This is a genomic window from Citricoccus zhacaiensis, from assembly GCF_014645315.1.
GTDB lineage: Bacteria > Actinomycetota > Actinomycetes > Actinomycetales > Micrococcaceae > Citricoccus > Citricoccus zhacaiensis.
On the sequence record NZ_BMLQ01000004.1, the window covers coordinates 301,644 to 318,675 of the forward strand.

Sequence of the window (17,032 nt, forward strand, 5' to 3'; positions counted from 1 at the left end):
TCTAGGCCTGCCACGGGCAGAGGGGTCGCTGGGAGTAGTGGCGGTGAAACACCGTCCGGGGCCCGGTCTATTCCTCGCGTGGCGTAGGCCACGCCCTCCCCCCCTGCACTTTGGGGTCAGTCAGGACTTTGGGGCCAGTCAGGCCAGGGCCGGCGGGAGGCCTTCGCTCTTCGGAGTCCAGTAGTCAGCCTCGGCCCAGACGATATAGCGGTCGGTGATGCCGAAGATGGGATCGCATGTGGTCAGCGTGAGGTAGCGGCCCTGGGTGGCGCCCTCGAACGGCGGGATGGGATCCAGCACCTCGGACTGGTGTGGCTTGACGATGTCCTTGGCCACCACCTTGTAGACGAGCCAGTGGTCCGCGGATTCGACCACGATCTCGTGGCCCTGCTCCAGGTGGTGGACCTCACGCAGGGGCTTGCCGTGGGTGGTCCGGTGCCCGGCCAGTCCGGCGTTGCCCATGGCGCCGATCGACTGGGTGGCGTCATAGTGGCCTACCTGGCCGGAGTCCAGCACGTCCGCGCCGTCTCCGGAGCCGATCGGGACCTCGAAGTCCTCACCCCAGCTGGGGACGTGCAGCATGCCCTGGATGCCCTCGCCCTCGACCACCGGGAAGCCGTCCCGGTGCTCCGTGCCGATCCCGTCATCCACCGGGGCTTGCTCGGAGCGCCACTGCGTGGCGACCTCGTTCCGGTCGGACTCGGCGATCAGGTCCGTGATGAACAACTCGTAGACGCCGTACAGGCCCACCAGGATGCCGATGGTGATGAACAGCTTGCCCAGCACGGAGAGCACCCCGCGCCGCGGCTTCTGCCGCCGAGAGGCCCGGCCCGAGGGCGGCCGGTCAAGGGTGCTGGTCATGCCTCGAGGGTACCCTTGCCGTGTCCACTCACGTACGTCGAATGAGACGGTGATGAGTTGACTCCATCCGCACTAGCTCGACACCTGTCACCGTCGTCACAGGCACGTCACATGAAGACACGTACCTCCACAGACGTGGTATAGGAGGTCTACGCTGGGCCGGTGAGTACTCCAGCAACCTCCAGCGCAACCCAACCCGTCAAGCCGTCGCCCACCCGGCGCCTGCCCGGCTGGATGACCAACTTCGGCGTGCAGATCCTCGCCGCCCTGGTCCTCGGTCTGGTCCTGGGCCTCACGGCCCGTTCCACCGGGCACACGGCGGACAGCCCGAACGGCCTCGGCACCACCCTGGAGGTGCTCGGCTCCAGCTACATCTCCCTGCTGCGCGCCGCCGTCGTACCGCTGGTGTTCTTCGCCGTGGTCGCCTCGATCGCCAATCTGGCCAAGGTGACCAACGCTGCCCGGCTGGCCGCCAAGACACTGCTCTGGTTCGCCATCACCTCGCTGATCGCCGTGGTCATCGGCATCATCCTCGGCGCGGTCATGCAGCCGGGCGTCGGCACCGGGCAGTCCGCGCCGCCGGAGTACGAGGGCAAGACCGGCAGTTGGTGGGCCTTCCTGCAAGGGCTGATCCCGTCCAACTTCCTGGGACTCTCCGCCAGCACCACCGCCGGCGAGGACGGCTCGATGTCCACCTCCGTCAGCTTCAACGTGCTGCAGGTGCTGGTCATCTCGATCGCCGTGGGCGTGGCCGCCCTCAAGCTCGGCGAGAAGGCCAAGCCGTTCCTGGACTTCTCGGCCTCGATGCTGGAGGTCATCCAGAAGGTGCTGTGGTGGATCATCCGCATCGCCCCGATCGGCACCGTCGGCCTGATCGGCAATGCCGTGGCCTCCTACGGCTGGGACACCATGGGCACACTGGCCAAGTTCGTGGCCGCCATCTACGTGGGCCTGGCAATCGTGCTGCTCGTGGTCTATCCGCTGCTCGCCAAGTTCCACGGCCTGTCCATCCGCCAGTACTTCACGGGCATGTGGCCGGCTTTCCAGATGGGCTTCGTCTCCCGGTCCTCCATCGGCACCCTGCCGGTGACCCAGCGCGTGGCCGAGCGGAACTTCGGTGTCCCCCGCGGCTACGCCTCCTTCGCCGTCCCCCTCGGCGCCACCACCAAGATGGACGGCTGTGCCGCGATCTACCCGGCCATCGCCGCGATGTTCGTGGCCCAGTTCTTCGGCATCAATCTGGCCTGGAGCGACTACCTGCTGATCATCCTGGTCTCCGTCCTGGGCTCCGCGGCCACCGCGGGCACCACCGGCGGCGTTGTGATGCTCACGCTCACCCTCTCCACGCTGGGACTGCCGCTGGCCGGCGTCGGGCTCCTGCTCGCCGTGGACCCGATCGTGGACATGGGCCGCACCGGCGTCAACGTGGTGGGCCAGGCGCTGGTTCCCGCACTGGTGTCCAAGCAGGAGGGCATCCTGGATGAGGACAAGTACAACGCGTCCCGCACCGGCGGCAACCTGCTCGCCGATGATGAGGCTCCGCTTGAGACCAATGACGACGGCGGCGCCGGCACCGGTGCGGAACGCGAGAGCGAGTCGTCCCGCGCCTGAGCGTGCCCCGAAGTCGCTATCGGCCAGACGTCTGCGGCCGTTAGTGTGGATCCCATGAGTCCGCAGAGAACCACGTCTGACCAGAGCTGATGCCGTCCCACAGTCCCCGGGGCGGCGGTTCACTCCGACGGGCCATCGCCCGATGGCAGACGTGGTGGGTCCGGCTCTTCATCGTGATGGTGCTGGTGATGTCCGTGGCGCCGGTCCCCCGCCTGTGGGCCGTGGTGTGCATGCTGGTTCCCCTGGTGCTGTTCTGCGTGCGCCCACCGGCGCAACGAGGGGATCCCGTCGACATGCATGTGCCAGTGCGCGGCCGGTGGATCGCCTGCAACAGTCCCGGATCACGGGTCCCCAGCCACGGGGTACGCGCCCACGGCCAGATGTACGCCGTGGACCTCCTCCTGGACGCCGCGGACGAGGCCACAGACGACTCCACGGACACAGCCCCCTCCCCGGGTTGGTCCCTCCGTGGGCGCGAACCCGAGGGCTACCCGAGCTACGGGGCGCCGGTCTTCGCCATGGCCTCCGGGACAGTGGTCCACGTGACTGATCACCTGCGGGACCATCGGGCCCGCGATTCATGGCCCACCCTGATCTGGATGATGATTCTCGAGGGATTCCTCCGCGTCCTCGGTGGAGCTCGGAGCATCCTGGGCAATCGGGTGATCGTCCGGCACGACAACGGCACCTATGCGGCGTACGCGCATCTGCGGCACGGTTCGGCCGCTGTCCGCCCGGGCGGCCGTGTGGACGCCGGCCAACTGCTCGGACAGGTCGGCAACACCGGGAACACCTCCGAGCCGCACCTCCACGTCCAGCTCATGGACCGGTCCCGCCCGGAGAGCGCCGCAGGCATTCCGATGCACTGGTCGGGAGTGGAGATCGACGACCAGCGGCTCAGTCATCGCTGGGCCACCGGATACGCGAAGCCCAGCGCAGTGCCGGACTTCCCTGCCAATGGTCAGATCTTCGAGGCCACGGCCCCGCAGGAGCACCACGTGCGCTGACAACACAGAGGGGCCCCGGCATGCATCGCGCATGCCGGGGCCCCTCTGTGTTGGACCTCAGGTGGGACTCGAGGTTACTTCTCGTCCTCGTCATCCACCTTGTCCGCCACCAGGGTCTCGGTGGTCAGCACCAGCGCGGCGATGGACGCGGCGTTGAGCAGGGCGGAGCGGGTGACCTTGACCGGGTCGATGACACCGGCGGCCAGCAGGTCGCCGTACTCGCCGGTCTTGGCGTTGAAGCCGAAGTTCGGCTCCAGGTCCGCGACGCGCGAGGTGACGACGTAGCCGTCCTCGCCGGCGTTCTGGGCGATCCAGCGCAGCGGCTCGACCAGGGCCTTGCGGACGATGCCGACACCGGAGACGGCGTCGCCGGACAGGGCCTTGATGGCCTCGTCCTCGTCCAGGGCGGTCAGGGCGTTGATCAGCGCGGTACCGCCGCCGGCCACGATGCCCTCTTCGAGAGCCGCACGCGTGGAGGACACGGCGTCCTCGATGCGGTGCTTGGCTTCCTTCAGCTCGACCTCGGTGGCGGCGCCGACCTTGATGACGCCCACACCGCCGGCCAGCTTGGCCAGGCGCTCCTGCAGCTTCTCGCGGTCCCAGTCCGAATCGGTGTTCTCGATCTCGGAGCGGATCTGCGAGACGCGGCCGGCCACCTCATCGGCGGAGCCTGCGCCCTCGACGATGGTGGTGTTGTCCTTGGTGACGGTCACGCGACGGGCGGAGCCGAGCACCTCGAGGCCGACCTGGTCCAGCTTCATGCCGAGGTCCGGGGAGACGACCTGCGCACCGGTGAGGGTGGCGATGTCCTGCATCATGGCCTTGCGGCGGTCACCGAAGCCCGGGGCCTTGACGGCCACGACGTTCAGGGTGCCGCGGATCTTGTTGACCACCAGCGTGGACAGGGCCTCGCCCTCGACGTCCTCGGCGATGATGAACAGCGGCTTGTTGGCCTGGAGGACCTTCTCCAGCAGCGGCAGGAACTCCTGCACGTTGGAGATCTTGCCGGAGTTCAGCAGGATGTAGGGGTTCTCCAGGACGGCTTCCTGACGCTCGGCGTCGGTCACCATGTACGGGGACAGGTAGCCCTTGTCGAACTGCATGCCCTCGGTGATGACCAGCTCGGTGGAGGTGGTCGAGGACTCCTCGATGGTGATGACGCCGTCCGTGCCGACGGTGTCGAACGCGCGGGCCAGCAGCTCGCCGATCTCGTCCGACTGGGCGGAGATGGCGGCCACGGCGGCGACCTGGTTGCCGGAGACATCCACGGCGTTGGCGGCCAGGCGGGCGTCGATGGCCTGCACGGCGGTCTCGATGCCGCGCTTGATCTCGTTCGGGGCGGCACCGGCGGCCACCTGGCGCATGCCCTCGTTCACGAGGGCCTGGGCCAGCACGGTGGCGGTGGTGGTGCCGTCGCCGGCTACGTCGTTGGTCTTGGTGGCCACTTCCTTGGCCAGCTGGGCGCCCATGTTCTCGTACGGGTCGTCCAGCTCGATGTCACGGGCAATCGTCACGCCATCGTTGGTGATGGTCGGGGCGCCCCAGGACTTGTCCAGGACCACGTTGCGACCCTTGGGGCCGAGGGTGACCTTGACGGTGTCGGCCAACTTGTCGATGCCGGCCTGCAGTGCGCGGCGGGCCTCATCGTTGAAGGCAAGCTGCTTCGCCATGAACGAAGCTCCTTTCGTAAAGGAAATCTGCGAATTCCAATGAAAACTGCGGGGAAAAGCTCAAGGTGCGCGGCCGGCGTCGTGCGCTGGTTCAACGAGAACCACCACGAACGACGGCGGCGCGGGACGCCCGCAGGCCCGGCCGGCTCAGGTGCCTGGCCGGGCCTGGGCGCGTCCGCCGGACGCTCGGGTCCGGCGCAGAGTCACTTGGTGACGATGGCCAGCACGTCGCGGGCGGAGAGCACGAGGTACTCTTCGCCGCCGACCTTGACCTCGGTGCCGCCGTACTTGGAGTACAGGACCACGTCGCCCTCGGCCACGTCGACCGGGATGCGGTTGCCCTTGTCATCGATGCGGCCGGCGCCGACGGCCACGACCTGGCCCTCCTGCGGCTTCTCCTTGGCGGTGTCCGGGATCACCAGGCCGGAAGCGGTGGTCTGCTCGGCTTCCAACGGACGGACAACAATACGATCCTCAAGGGGCTTGATAGAGACAGACACGTCTGTACTCTCCTTCTTTTGGGTGGGCCACCCGAGCGTGCGGGCAGCCAGCGTCTATGGATGGTGTTGTGCGCCGGAGGCTGGCCAACCGTCGTCGCGGGTGCCGGATGGCAGGTCCTTCAGGCTTAGCACCCGGTGCCCCGGAGTGCCAGAAATGACTCTAGGCCGGGTTTAGCACTCGGTCAAGGTGAGTGCCAGAGGGTGACGTTCAAAGCTCAGGCGCTCCGGCGGGCCCGGAAGATCCCGACGGCGGCCACGCACAGTCCCGCGAAGGCCGCACCGAGCGCGATCAGCGGCCCGGTCAGGGGAACCCAGACGACATCCCTGCGGATGGAGTCTGCCGCCTCGGAGTCGGAGAGCATGTCCCCGCCGCCGAGGGTGAAGGTCCCGGCCACGAACACCTGGGCGATCACCGTGATGATGAGCAGGAGTGCCGCCACCACCCCGACGCCCATCGAGACGTAGAGCAGGCCCTTGCACCAGAGCGGGGCGGAGGCGGCCTGCTGGGAAGCACGCGAGGTGCGGCCGACATCCCGCCGAGGGGCACCCGAGGTGAGGGGCGAAGCGTCCGCGGCGCCGGCGTCGAAGTCGGTGCCGGGATCAGGCTGGTCGTCCTCGAATCGGCCGAAGAAGTCAAAGCCGGTCTCGCCGTCCCCGCCCCGGTCCGGATCCAGGTGGCCCCGATGGCGCGTGGATGCGGGCAACGGCGAGCGCGGAGCGGGACGGTCAGGCATGGTTCCAGCCTACCGGTGTGCCCACTGCTGCGTAGGGACATGTGGACCGCCGGCCGGGGCACTGGGAGGCTCTGGCCGGCGGGGCACTGGGAGGCTCTGGCCGGCGGGGTCCCGGGGTGGGCGCAGAGGCGCTGGTGGGATCGCGGAGCAGGGCCTGCCGGTACCGTGGATCCGTGGCTTCCTCCTCGCATGACTCTCACTCCACCCACTCCGCTCCGGGCGGTCCGGCTCGCGCCTCCGCAACGGACTCCACGCAGGACGACACGGTGCTGATGCCCGTGCTGACCCCAGAGGGATGGTCGTTGCTGAACTCGCTGGACGGGTACCGGGAGTCAGAGGCCCTGGCACTGTCGACTCGCCTGCGGGGCGAGGGGCATGCACCGGAGCTGGTGGCGGCCGTGCTGACCCAGCTGAAGTTCCGCTCGAAGGCCGCGGCCAAGTTCGGGCCGTTCGCCGGGCACATGGTCTTCACGCGGGCCGGTCTGGAGCAGGCCACGCGGATGAGCGTGGCCGCCTTGCATGCCGGTCGTTTCGCTGCCGCCGGAGTGGGGTCTGTGGCCGACCTGGGCTGTGGGATCGGCGCCGATGCCATGGCCCTGGCCGCACTCGACCTGGAGGTCACCGCTGTGGAGCGGGACGAGACCGTGGCCGCCGCCGCGACCATCAACCTCATGCCGTTCCCGAATGCGTCCGTGGTCTGCGCCGACGCCGAGGAGTGGCTGGCGGCGCTGGACGGAGCCAGTGGGGACGGTGCGGCCGCCACTAGCGCACGGCCCGGGGGGTTCTGGCTCGACCCGGCCCGGCGCGTGGTGTCCTCGTCCGGCTCCTCCCGGGTCTTCGACCCCGAGGCTTTCTCCCCTCCCCTGTCCTTCGTGGAACGGCTGGCCGATACCGGTGCGCCCGTGGGCGTGAAGCTCGGGCCGGCCTTGCCGCACGACTCCGTGCCGGCGGATTGCGAGGCACAGTGGGTGTCCGTGGACGGGTCCCTGACCGAGGCCGTGCTGTGGTTCAACGCGCTGGCCCGCCCGGGGGTCCGCCGGTCGGCGTTGGTCTTGGGTGGCGGCTCTGTGGCGACCGGCGGTGATCGCGCGTCGGGAGCGGGGGGCGCGGGGCCGGCGTCGAGCGCTGAGGGTGTGCCGGCCGCGGGGGGCGCGGGGCCGGCGTCGAGCGCTGAGGGTGGCAGGTCTCCGGCTGAACTGTCCTCCGCCGCAGACTTCGGCGACTCCCCCGCAGTGCCCGTGGCCGGGCTCGAGGGACTGACGGACTACCTCTACGAGCCCGATCCGGCTGTGATCCGCGCCGGACTCGTCGCGGACCTGATCGACCGGGAGTTCACCGCCGTGGGCGGGCGGTTGCTGGACGAGCACATCGCGTACTTCTGCGCGGATGATGCCGTGGACACTCCCTTCGCGACGGGTTACCGGGTCCTGGAGGTCATGCCGTACAAGGTCAAGGGCCTGCGGCGCTGGGTCAAGGAGACCGGCGTGACGCGGCTGGACATCAAGAAGCGCGGCGTGGATGTCACGCCCGAGGAGCTTCGCCGCCTGCTCATGTCCGGCCAGGGCAAAGGGAGCAAGGGCGGTAAGGGCGCTGGCCAGGGCAAGGGCGGCAAGGGCGCTGGCCGCCACGCGACCCTGGTGCTGACGCGCATCGGCGAGGAGCGGGTGGCCGTCGAGGTCGAACCCCTGCCCCGTTGAACCCCACCATTGATCCCCTCCCCACCGCTGCCCCAACCGTTGCCCCCAACCGTTGAGTCTGGAGGGATTCACCGAAATCGCGCCCTGGAGGTGATTCCCTCCAGACTCAAGCGGACGATCACAGGCCGTCAGGCCGGGCCACCGCCCCCGCGGACCGAATCTCAGACGATGCCGAGCGCCTGACGGACCTCGCCGAGGAAGGCCTGCCACTGGTGGGACTCCAGGTCACGGCTGGTCAGCCTCAGCACGACCCACCCATCCTGATGCATGGTCCGGTCCCTTCCGATGTCCCGGTGCCATTGGTCCTTGTCGGCGCGGTGGTGGTCGCCCTCGTACTGGATACAGACCTTGAGATCCATCCAGGCCAGGTCCGGCTGGATCGTCTTCCCCGTGGACATTCGCAGGACGGGGTTGATGGCCGGTTCCGGCAGGCCCGCCTCCAGCAGCCGCATCCTGACGAGGCTCTCCGGCCGTGAATCATGATGGGCGCGCAGGAGCTCTACGGCCTCACGGCACCGCACGATCCCCTTGACCTTGGGCCGGACCGCGATGGTCGCCTTGATTTCCTCCACGCTGCTCAGCGGATGAAGACCGGGCTCCCGTTGACCGGCGGGGCCGTTGCTCCGCTGCAACAGGCTGTCCCCGGCTGCCACAAGATCCTCGAATGACATCCTGGTGCCGGCAAGGTCGATCCACGTCCACGCCGGCGAGGTCACCCGCACCCCCACACGTTCGAGGATCTTCGCATGGGGTGGAAGCTGGTGGCCTTTGATCCCCTGACGCCAGGGCGGCCCGCCGTCCGTACGCCGCTTCGACAGATGGACCGGCGAGAATCCCGTGTTGCTCCAGGGCATCCACATCCCCCAGAGTGCGGCCGCCGTCTCGTGGGAGAACACCCCCTCAGGGTGGATGCCCTGGAGCAGTTTCAGGTAATGCGGCGAATCGGCCGGAGAGCCGGCGTGGCGCCAGATCGACTGGCTGACGGAGAGAACCCCAGGAGTGTGGAGGGCACGCCAGGGTAGAGACTGATCCTGGAGGATCCGGGACGAGAAATACGGTCCGGTCAACGCCGCGTGGAGCGGGTTCTGTGGTTCGGGCATGCCCCAAGGGTCGAACAGACCGCGGTGCTCAGGCCGCTATCCCACCGCCGTATGTGGACAGAACCGTCCGATCAGGGACCTGTGGAGTGATCCGGCGACACCGAGCCCGCCGCCACCCCGCGTTGAGTCTGGAGGGATTCACGGAAAACGGCCACATTCCGGTGAATCCCTCCAGACTCAACATCAGAGGGAGGTCAGTAGTAGACGGCCAGGCGGCTCTCGGGCCCCTCGATCACGCGAACCGGCGTGGAGAACACCCGCGTCAGCACCTCGTCAGTGATGATCTCTGAGGGCGTGCCGAACTCGGTGACCTTGCCGTCGTTCATGGCGAGGATCCAGTCGGCATAACGGGAGGCGAAGTTGATGTCATGCAGCACGATCACCACGGTGCGCCCGAGCTCGTCAGCAGCACGGCGCAGCTGCTTCATCATCTGGACGGAGTGCTGCATGTCCAGGTTGTTCAGCGGCTCGTCCAGCAGCACGTAGTCGGTGTTCTGCGCCAGGACCATGGCCACGTAGGCGCGTTGGCGCTGGCCGCCGGAGAGCTGGTCCAGGTAGCGGTTCTCCAGCTTGTCCAGGCTGAGGAAGTCGATGGCCTCGGAGATGTACTTCTCGTCCTCCGCCGTCAGCCGGCCCTTGGAATAGGGGAACCGCCCGAAGCCCACCAGCTGCCGCACGGTCAGCCGGGTCACGAAGTGGTTCTCCTGGCGCAGGATGGACAGGATCTTGGCCACTGCCTTGGACGGGGCGTTGACGATGTCCTGCCCCGCCACCTGGATCTGCCCGGCGTCCACCTTGAGCAGCCGCCCGATCATGGTGAGGATGGTGGACTTGCCGGCACCGTTGGGCCCTACGAGGGCGGTGATCCCGCCCCGGGGCAGTTCCACGCTGACGGGCCCGATCTGGGTCTCGTCGCCGTAGCTCTTCTGAACGCCGTCGAGTGTGATCACAGTCGGCCCTTTCGCATGATGACAATGAGGAACACGAGGCCGCCGACCAGCTCGATGATGATGGTCACGGCACCTTCCGCGTAGAAGATGTTCCGGAGGACGAAGTAGGCCACGGACAGGATCGTGTAGCCGATCAGCACGGCCACGGGCAGGATGAGCCGGTGGTCGTAGGTGTCCGTGAACTGGTAGGCCAGCGTCGCCACGAGGAAGCCGAGGAACGTCATCGGGCCCACGAGGGAGGTGGTCATGGCCATGAGGATGGCCACCAGGGTCAGCACGATCATGGTCTCGCGCTTGTGATTCAGCCCCAGGTTGTTGGTGGCGTCCTGCCCCAGGGACATCACGTTCAGCCGCCGCGCCCGGATGAACAGCACGGACGCGCACACCACCACGATCGGGATGGCGTACGGCAGGTACTCGGTCTGAGCGTTGGAGATGTTGCCGAACAGCCGGGCGGTCAGCACGTCGAACTCATTGGGGTCCAGCACGCGCTGCATGAACGTGGACAGCGCGCCCAGCCCACCGCCGAGCACCACGCCCACCAGCAGCATGATGTGCATGTTGCCGAAGCGCCCGGACAGCAGCCACGAGTACAGCAGCACGGCGAAGACCACCATGAGACCGGCCTGCAGGAAGAACTGCGGCAGCCCGACCACCATGGTCACACCGGCCACGCCGAAGAAGAACACGGCAGCGGTCTGCACCAGCGTGTACAGGGACTCGAAACCCATGATCGAGGGGGTGATGATGCGGTTGTTCGTCGCGGTCTGGAAGCTCACCGTCGCCACGGCCTGGCACACCGCGACCACCAGCATCACCACGATCGACTCCACGCGCATGTTCGCGATGATCCAGAATCCCTCGGATCCGGGCGGCATGGGGTTGTCCCAGGCGAGGTTTCCGTAGGTCGCCAGCGCCGCGAGCACCAGCAGCCCGCCCACCAGCCACAGGTAGCGACGGCGGTGCTTGGGCTCCCCGAACGGCCCGGACTGGCGCCGGGGCCGGCTTCGCTGCGCCGAACCCTGGAGCACGACGCCGGCCGGCGCCTCGGCCGGCGCGGGACCCTGCGCTTCGGCCGGGTCAGTCACCGAACCGGTGGCCGGTGCGGTCAGGACCCGACCGTCGGAGAAGGTGTTCTCAGACATGCTTGCGCCTCCTGACGAGCAGACCGATGAAGACGACGGCGCCCACCACCCCGAGGATCAGGGAGACGGGGACCTCGAAGGGCATGATGACCACACGGCCGATGATGTCGCACACCATGACCACCCAGATGCCCACGAGGCAGACCCAGGGCAGGTTGGTACGCAGGTTGTCCCCGCGGAACATGGAGACCACGTTGGGCACGATCAGCCCGAGGAAGGGCAGGGCACCGATCACCACGGTGACCACGCCGGTGACGATCGCGATCATGGAGACGCCGGTCAGCAGCACCATGTTGTAGTTCAGGCCGACGTTGGTGGCGATGTCCTTGCCGAGGCCGGCCACGGTGAACCGGTCGGCCAGCAGGAAGATGAGGATGCCGACGGCCAGCACGATGAAGAGCAGCTCATACCGGCCGCGCACCACCCCGGTGAAGGAGCCGGCGAACCAGATGCCCAGCTGCTGGAGCATGTCCGTCTGCAGGGCGAGGTAGGTGGAGACGGCCCCGACCACGGCGCCGAGCATGATGCCGATGATGGGCACGATCAGCGAGGACTTCAGCGTCACCCGCTGCAGGAAGAGGAAGAAGACCATGGTGCCGACGAAGGCGAAGAGAATCGAGCCGAGCATGCGGTCGAAGATCGTGGCACTGGGAACCACCAGCATGGTCACGAGCAACCCCAGGCCGGCCCACTCGGTGGTGCCCGTGGTGGTCGGCTCCACGAAGCGGTTCTGGGTCATCAGCTGCATGACGAGCCCGGACATGGCCATGGCCGCGCCGGCGAGCACCAGGGCGATGGTCCGTGGGACGCGGGTGATGAAGAACATCTCCCAGCCGCCCTCGGCGGTGGCGATGTCGTAGACGCCCACGAACAGCGAGGCCACGATCAGGCCCAGGGTCAGGACCACCCCGATGAGCAGCGGGCCCGCGGTGCGCCACGGACGCCGACCGACTCCGCCAGCCTCCGGATACCGGCCGGTTCCGCCAGCCTCCGGGGGCAGTCCGTCAGGACCCCCCGGGTGGACGGTCTGGTAGTCGGCTCCCAGCGGGGCCGTCTGGGCCTCCGGGTTCCGGTGTTCGTATGGTGCTGTCACTGGTGTCCCTATTGGGGTCAGCCGGAGGTGGCGTTCCCTCGTCCTGCCGCGGCGGTCGGATGACCCCGCGGCATTTCACGGCTCAGCCCGGATGCGTCGGGCGGGCGGTTGAGCCCGCCTGTCACATCCGGGCCGAATGGTGTTGATCCCCATGCTGACGTGGCCGCTTCCGTGCCACGCCCGGAAGGATCAGGCGCCGAAGGCCTCGGCGAGCTCGGTGAGGAAGGTGGTGTAGTTCTGGATGTCCTCGTGCACGTAGAAGTCCTCCGGCAGGTAGACGATGTTGCCTTCCTGGACGGCGGTGACGTTCTGCAGTGCCTCGGAGCCCTCGATCAGCTCGGCGGCCGGCTGGTAGCCCTCTTCCTCGGAGGAGGAGGTGGCGGCGTCGCGGTCCATGACCAGGAGCCAGTCCGGGTTGGCCTCGGCGATGGCCTCCACGGAGATGTCATCACCCTGGTGGTTCGTGGAGCCCTCGCGCTCCAGCGCCGGGGTCAGTCCGAGCATGTCGAACACCGGGCCGATGGCGCGGCCGGTGGACGGGGCAGCGTAGGAGAGGTCGCCGCCGGTGGCGATGAGCCCGACGACGGTCTGCTCGGCATCGTAGGCGCCCTTGGCCTCTTCGATGGCCGCGTCGAAGTCGGCGACCAGGGCCTCGGCCTCGGCCTGCTTGGCGAAAATGTCACCCAGCAGGGTGGTCTGGCGGCGCAGCTCGCTCTCCAGCGGCTCACCCTCCACCACGTTGGTGTCGAGGAAGGCGGCGTCACCGATTAGCGGCTTGATCTTGTCGGTCTGACCGGAGAAGCGCTGGCCGTTCAGGACCAGGTCCGGCTCGGCCTCGACGAAGCCCTCCATGTTGGGCTCGCGGTGACTGCCCAGATCGATGATCGAGTCGTCGGACGGGTAGTCCACGGTGCCCTCGTTCATCAGGCCCAGCGGGGCGGCGGACAGTTCCACGCCCCAGTCCTCGAGGGTGCGGAAGATGCGGTTGTCCGTGGCGATGATCGAATCGGCGGACTCGATGGTGACCTGGTTGCCGGCCATGTCCTCGATCTCCAGCGGGAAGGACTGTGCTTCAGCGCTGGCGCCGGCCGAGCTCGAGGCGCTCGATGAGGCGGAGGCCGAGCTGTCAGTGGTCTCGGCTTCAGAGCCGCCACCGCAGGCGGTCAGGGCGAGTGCGGCAGTGGTCACCAGGGCGGCCAGGCCGAGGCGTCGATTCGTGATCTGCATGCGAGTGGTACTCCTTGGGACGTGCAATGCTGCGAGCGGAGGCGTGGCGGGGACGTCCTCGTCTCCGGCCTCCTGCATTTGGTAAGCCTAACCTTAGGTGATTAGGTCACGCACTTCGTCGCTTATTGCGGCTACATGTCGGGATGTGATGCAGATCTCACTCAGCACCCGGTCCCGGCGGGCCAGTCCCCCACCTCGACGGGCAACCCCCCGGGTGCCTCGGCCTTGCCGGTCAGGACGGCCACCAAGGCTTCGAAAGCGCCGGGAGTGCGGCCGTACAGCGCGACCTTCGCGCCGCCGTCGGGCACCGAGGACCGCGGCAGGCCGAACGGCGCGTCCAGGGCGACCACCACGTCACCCTGCCCGGCCCCGCGAGCGCTGCCGACGAGGGCCACCACGGGGCCGGCGCCCACCGTGAGGCCGGCGGCCTCAGCGGCCTCGGCCAGCCGGGCACGGTCGATCTCGTTGCCGCCTGTGATCTGCAGGGAGTCCTCCACCAGCGGCGCACCGCAGACGCCGTCCACCACGGTGATGGCCGCCGCGGACAGCTCCCGGGAGACCTGCTCCGGCTCGGCCCCTGTCCCGTTCCCTGTCCCGTTCTCTGTCCCGTTCTCCGTCCCATTCGTGTTCCCGACGCCGGCCCGCTCCTTCTCCTCGTCCGTCGCCTCCGCGAGTTCCTGGGCCAGGTGATCCCGCCACATCAGCATGGTCACCACCCGCTCGGCGGCCTCGTCCAAACGCTCGGCCGGGACCTCGCCGGCCTCCACCGCCTCGACCAAGGCGTCCCGGGCCCCCGGCAGATCAGAGGGCATCAACAGCAGATCGGCGCCGGCCTCCAGCGCCCGGACCGGGGCCTCGTTCGCGCCGTAGCGCTCCACGAGGGCGCCCATGTTCAGGGCGTCCGTCACCACGACGCCGTCATACGGCTCGGCATCCGACCGCGTGCCGGCCACCGCACCATCCGCAGCGTCCTCCGCCGCGTCATCCGCCGCGCCGCCCGAGGCACCATCCGCCGCAGAATCAGGTGCCGCGAGTCCGCGCAGGGCCTCATAGGCGGGCGCGGACACCGAGGACGGAACGTCCGGCTCCAGCTCGGGAACGATGACGTGCCCCATCATCACCATCGGGGTGTACTGGTCACCGCCCAGCAACTCTCGGAACGGCAACCAGTCACGGGCCTCCAGGTCCGCCACGGAGGCGTCCTGCACGGGGGCGGTCACGTGGGAGTCGTCCGTGACGGACCCGTGGCCCGGGAAGTGCTTCGGCGCGGGCAGCACCCCGGCGTGCAGCAACCCGGCGGTGGCCGCGGTGCCGAGGACGGACACGGTCTCCGGGTCGGAGGAGAACGACCGGGCCCCGATGGCCGGATCGCCCGCGCCGATCGTCACGTCCACGCTCGGCGCGAAGTCCAGGGTGAAACCGAGCTCCGCGAGCTGGGCTCCCATCAAAGCGTGGCCGTTGGTGGCGAGGTGGGCGGCCGTGTCCACGTTCTGCCCTGCGGCCGCGGCGCCGTAGCTCATCGGCGTCGGCCACTCCACCAACGGCTCCTTGACCCGGGCCACGAGTCCGCCCTCCTGGTCCACGCTGATGATCCCGGCCCAGTCCCGTCCGGCTGAAAGAGCCTCCTGGGTCTCGGCCAGTCGCGTCTGCAGGGCCTCCACATCATGGGTGCCGTCCGCGGCCACCGGGACGGCGTCTCCCATGACGATGATCCCGCCCAGGTTCAACTCCTCGATCGAGGCCGGGTCGGTCCCGGCCGCCCCGAGCTGTCCGACCAGGACCTGCCCGGCCTTCTCGGCGGTGTCCATTCCGGCGACGGCGTCTGCCGCGTTCTCCTCCAGGTCCGCCGAGGGGCCGTCCAGCGCCAGCTCCAGGGCGCTCGGTTCCGGTTCACTCGCTCCCCCGGTGCCCCCGGTGCCGTCCGTCCCGGAGCCGGGGGCCGGCGTCGTGCCCTCTCCGTTGCCGTCCGGCCCGGTGGGTGTGGTGCAGGAGGTGAGCGCCAGGGCGGCGGCCAGGACAGCGGTCAGGACAGCCGTGGGGGCAACAGCGGACGGGCGCGGGCGGGATGAGGTCTTCACCTGACCATCGTAGGGATCCCCGCCTGGCCCTCCACCCACCCCTCCACCCACCCCTCCCCCATCCCTCCCCCATCCCTTGCGCGTCCCACTGGCCGTGAGAACCCGGTCTGAAGTTCTAGGATGAGCCCATGAACCTTCCCTTCGCACGGTCCGAACAGTCCACCCTGGGCCTCGAATGGGAGCTGGCGCTGGTGGACGCCACGGATGCCACGCTGAAGCCGGTCGCGGACCAGGTGTTGGCCGGAGTCGCGGACCAGGCGGAGCTGCGCCTCGGGCAGGAGCATCCGCACGTCAAGCCGGAGCTGCTGCTGAACACGGTGGAGCTCGTGACGGACGTGTGCCACTCGGTGTCCGAGGGGATCGGCCAGCTGCGGGAGTCCGCGCGGGCCGTGCAGGCTGTCACGGACCCGATGGGCGTGGAGCTGTATTGCCAGGGCTCCCACCCGTTCGCGGAGCCGACCCTGGAGCAGGTCACCCCGGCGGACCGCTACGGCAAGATGATCGACCGGACGCAGTGGTGGGGCCGCCAGATGCTGATCTACGGGGTGCACGTGCACGTGGGGCTGGACGACGTGCGCAAGGCCATGCCGGTGGTGGACGGGCTGGTCAACTACGTGCCACATTTCCTGGCGCTGTCCGCCTCCAGCCCCTTCTGGGCGGGCGTGGACACCGGCTACCAGTCCCAGCGGACCCTGATGTTCCAGCAGCTGCCGACCGCCGGGCTGCCCTTCCAGTTCCGTGAGTGGTCCGGCTTCGAGCAGTGCGTGGCGGACCTGACCAAGACCGGCGTGATCGACGACGTCACCGAGTGCCGCTGGGATGTGCGCGCTGTGCCGCGGTTGGGCACCGTGGAGATGCGCGTGTGTGACGGCGTGGCCACCCTCGAGGAGCTCGCCGCCATCGCCGCCCTGACCCAGTGCCTGGTGCAGGACTTCTCCGACACCCTGGAGGCCGGTGGCACCATCCCGACCATGCCGCCGTGGCACGTGCAGGAGAACAAGTGGAGGGCCGCCCGCTACGGCCAGGACGCCATCATCATCCTGGACGCGGCCGGCGAGGAGACCCTGGTGTCCGAGCACCTGCGGGGCGAGCTCGCGCGACTGGCTCCGGTGGCCGAGCGCCTCGGCTGCTCGGCCGAGCTGGCCGGAGTGGAGGACCTCCTCGCCGGCGGCGGTGCCGCGGCGCACCAGCGGCGGGTGGCCGCGGCGGTGCAGGCGGAGGGTACCGCCGATGGTGCCGCGGGAGCGCCGGGTGCCGGGCCGGCGTCGGGCACGGGCCTGGTGCGCGACGCCGACGCTCCCCTGCGCGCGGTCGTTGCCGATGCGGTGGCCCGGACGCGGGTGTCGATCGGGGGTTAGC

At 68.8% G+C, this 17,032-nt stretch carries 14 protein-coding genes; 4 read left to right on the forward strand and 10 right to left on the reverse strand.

Annotation, left to right across the window (positions count from 1 at the left end):
- Window positions 1–138 precede the first annotated feature (138 nt).
- The gene (locus IEX49_RS08700) at window positions 139–861 is read right to left on the reverse strand and encodes a class E sortase (protein WP_188805760.1); all 723 of its coding nucleotides are present in this window, start codon (window positions 859–861) and stop codon (window positions 139–141) included.
- A gap of 234 nt (window positions 862–1,095) precedes the next feature.
- Here IEX49_RS08700 and IEX49_RS08705 point away from each other — a divergent pair, with 234 nt between their 5' ends.
- Together IEX49_RS08705 and IEX49_RS08710 are read left to right on the forward strand one after the other, a co-directional pair.
- Complete coding sequence (locus IEX49_RS08705) at window positions 1,096–2,472, forward strand: dicarboxylate/amino acid:cation symporter (protein WP_188805862.1); 1,377 nt, start codon at window positions 1,096–1,098, stop codon at window positions 2,470–2,472.
- Between the two features lie 89 nt (window positions 2,473–2,561).
- Window positions 2,562–3,479 (forward strand): M23 family metallopeptidase, encoded by a 918-nt coding sequence (locus tag IEX49_RS08710; protein WP_188805761.1) that lies wholly within the window; start codon window positions 2,562–2,564, stop codon window positions 3,477–3,479.
- A gap of 74 nt (window positions 3,480–3,553) precedes the next feature.
- Here IEX49_RS08710 and groL read toward each other — a convergent pair whose 3' ends face one another.
- The 3 genes from groL to IEX49_RS08725 form a co-directional block, all read right to left on the reverse strand.
- Complete coding sequence (gene groL, locus IEX49_RS08715) at window positions 3,554–5,149, reverse strand: chaperonin GroEL (RefSeq protein ID WP_188805762.1); 1,596 nt, start codon at window positions 5,147–5,149, stop codon at window positions 3,554–3,556.
- Between the two features lie 203 nt (window positions 5,150–5,352).
- Entirely contained in the window at window positions 5,353–5,649 is a 297-nt protein-coding gene (gene groES / locus IEX49_RS08720; protein WP_115931766.1) for a co-chaperone GroES, read from the reverse strand.
- Between the two features lie 215 nt (window positions 5,650–5,864).
- On the reverse strand, window positions 5,865–6,383 hold the full coding sequence (locus IEX49_RS08725) for a hypothetical protein (protein WP_188805763.1): 519 nt from the start codon (window positions 6,381–6,383) through the stop codon (window positions 5,865–5,867).
- 272 nt (window positions 6,384–6,655) lie between these two features.
- Between IEX49_RS08725 and IEX49_RS08730 the strand changes: the two genes are divergently transcribed.
- A complete protein-coding gene (locus tag IEX49_RS08730; RefSeq protein WP_188805863.1) occupies window positions 6,656–8,080 on the forward strand; it encodes a THUMP-like domain-containing protein in 1,425 nt (474 codons plus the stop codon).
- 161 nt (window positions 8,081–8,241) lie between these two features.
- On the opposite strand, the gene IEX49_RS08735 is transcribed toward IEX49_RS08730, so the two are convergent.
- From IEX49_RS08735 to IEX49_RS08760, 6 genes are all read right to left on the reverse strand, one after another.
- Window positions 8,242–9,180 carry a hypothetical protein gene (locus tag IEX49_RS08735; RefSeq protein ID WP_188805764.1) on the reverse strand — a complete coding sequence of 313 codons (939 nt, stop codon included), beginning with the start codon at window positions 9,178–9,180 and terminating at the stop codon, window positions 8,242–8,244.
- 194 nt (window positions 9,181–9,374) lie between these two features.
- Window positions 9,375–10,130, reverse strand: coding sequence for an iron ABC transporter ATP-binding protein (locus tag IEX49_RS08740; protein ID WP_188805765.1), 756 nt, complete (start codon window positions 10,128–10,130; stop codon window positions 9,375–9,377).
- A complete protein-coding gene (locus tag IEX49_RS08745; RefSeq protein WP_188805766.1) occupies window positions 10,127–11,275 on the reverse strand; it encodes an iron chelate uptake ABC transporter family permease subunit in 1,149 nt (382 codons plus the stop codon). Before IEX49_RS08745 ends, IEX49_RS08740 begins: the two co-directional genes overlap by 4 nt.
- Window positions 11,268–12,194 (reverse strand): ABC transporter permease, encoded by a 927-nt coding sequence (locus tag IEX49_RS08750; protein WP_229672476.1) that lies wholly within the window; start codon window positions 12,192–12,194, stop codon window positions 11,268–11,270. Before IEX49_RS08750 ends, IEX49_RS08745 begins: the two co-directional genes overlap by 8 nt.
- Window positions 12,195–12,557: 363 nt before the next feature.
- Window positions 12,558–13,595 (reverse strand): siderophore ABC transporter substrate-binding protein, encoded by a 1,038-nt coding sequence (locus IEX49_RS08755; RefSeq protein WP_188805768.1) that lies wholly within the window; start codon window positions 13,593–13,595, stop codon window positions 12,558–12,560.
- 161 nt (window positions 13,596–13,756) lie between these two features.
- Window positions 13,757–15,673 (reverse strand): glycoside hydrolase family 3 N-terminal domain-containing protein, encoded by a 1,917-nt coding sequence (locus IEX49_RS08760; protein WP_229672447.1) that lies wholly within the window; start codon window positions 15,671–15,673, stop codon window positions 13,757–13,759.
- A 128-nt stretch (window positions 15,674–15,801) separates the two neighbouring features.
- Here IEX49_RS08760 and IEX49_RS08765 point away from each other — a divergent pair, with 128 nt between their 5' ends.
- A complete protein-coding gene (locus IEX49_RS08765) occupies window positions 15,802–17,031 on the forward strand; it encodes a glutamate--cysteine ligase (protein ID WP_188805769.1) in 1,230 nt (409 codons plus the stop codon).
- The last annotated feature ends 1 nt before the right edge of the window (window position 17,032 follow it).

What these genes read in the sequence shown, in the direction of transcription:
- IEX49_RS08700 (WP_188805760.1), bottom strand. Translation starts at nt 861, where the DNA reads ATGACCAGCACCCTTGACCGGCCGCCCTCGGGCCGGGCCTCTCGGCGG.
- IEX49_RS08705 (WP_188805862.1), top strand. Translation starts at nt 1,096, where the DNA reads ATGACCAACTTCGGCGTGCAGATCCTCGCCGCCCTGGTCCTCGGTCTG.
- IEX49_RS08710 (WP_188805761.1), top strand. Translation starts at nt 2,562, where the DNA reads ATGCCGTCCCACAGTCCCCGGGGCGGCGGTTCACTCCGACGGGCCATC.
- groL (WP_188805762.1), bottom strand. Translation starts at nt 5,149, where the DNA reads ATGGCGAAGCAGCTTGCCTTCAACGATGAGGCCCGCCGCGCACTGCAG.
- IEX49_RS08725 (WP_188805763.1), bottom strand. Translation starts at nt 6,383, where the DNA reads ATGCCTGACCGTCCCGCTCCGCGCTCGCCGTTGCCCGCATCCACGCGC.
- IEX49_RS08730 (WP_188805863.1), top strand. Translation starts at nt 6,656, where the DNA reads ATGCCCGTGCTGACCCCAGAGGGATGGTCGTTGCTGAACTCGCTGGAC.
- IEX49_RS08735 (WP_188805764.1), bottom strand. Translation starts at nt 9,180, where the DNA reads ATGCCCGAACCACAGAACCCGCTCCACGCGGCGTTGACCGGACCGTAT.
- IEX49_RS08745 (WP_188805766.1), bottom strand. Translation starts at nt 11,275, where the DNA reads ATGTCTGAGAACACCTTCTCCGACGGTCGGGTCCTGACCGCACCGGCC.
- IEX49_RS08755 (WP_188805768.1), bottom strand. Translation starts at nt 13,595, where the DNA reads ATGCAGATCACGAATCGACGCCTCGGCCTGGCCGCCCTGGTGACCACT.
- IEX49_RS08765 (WP_188805769.1), top strand. Translation starts at nt 15,802, where the DNA reads ATGAACCTTCCCTTCGCACGGTCCGAACAGTCCACCCTGGGCCTCGAA.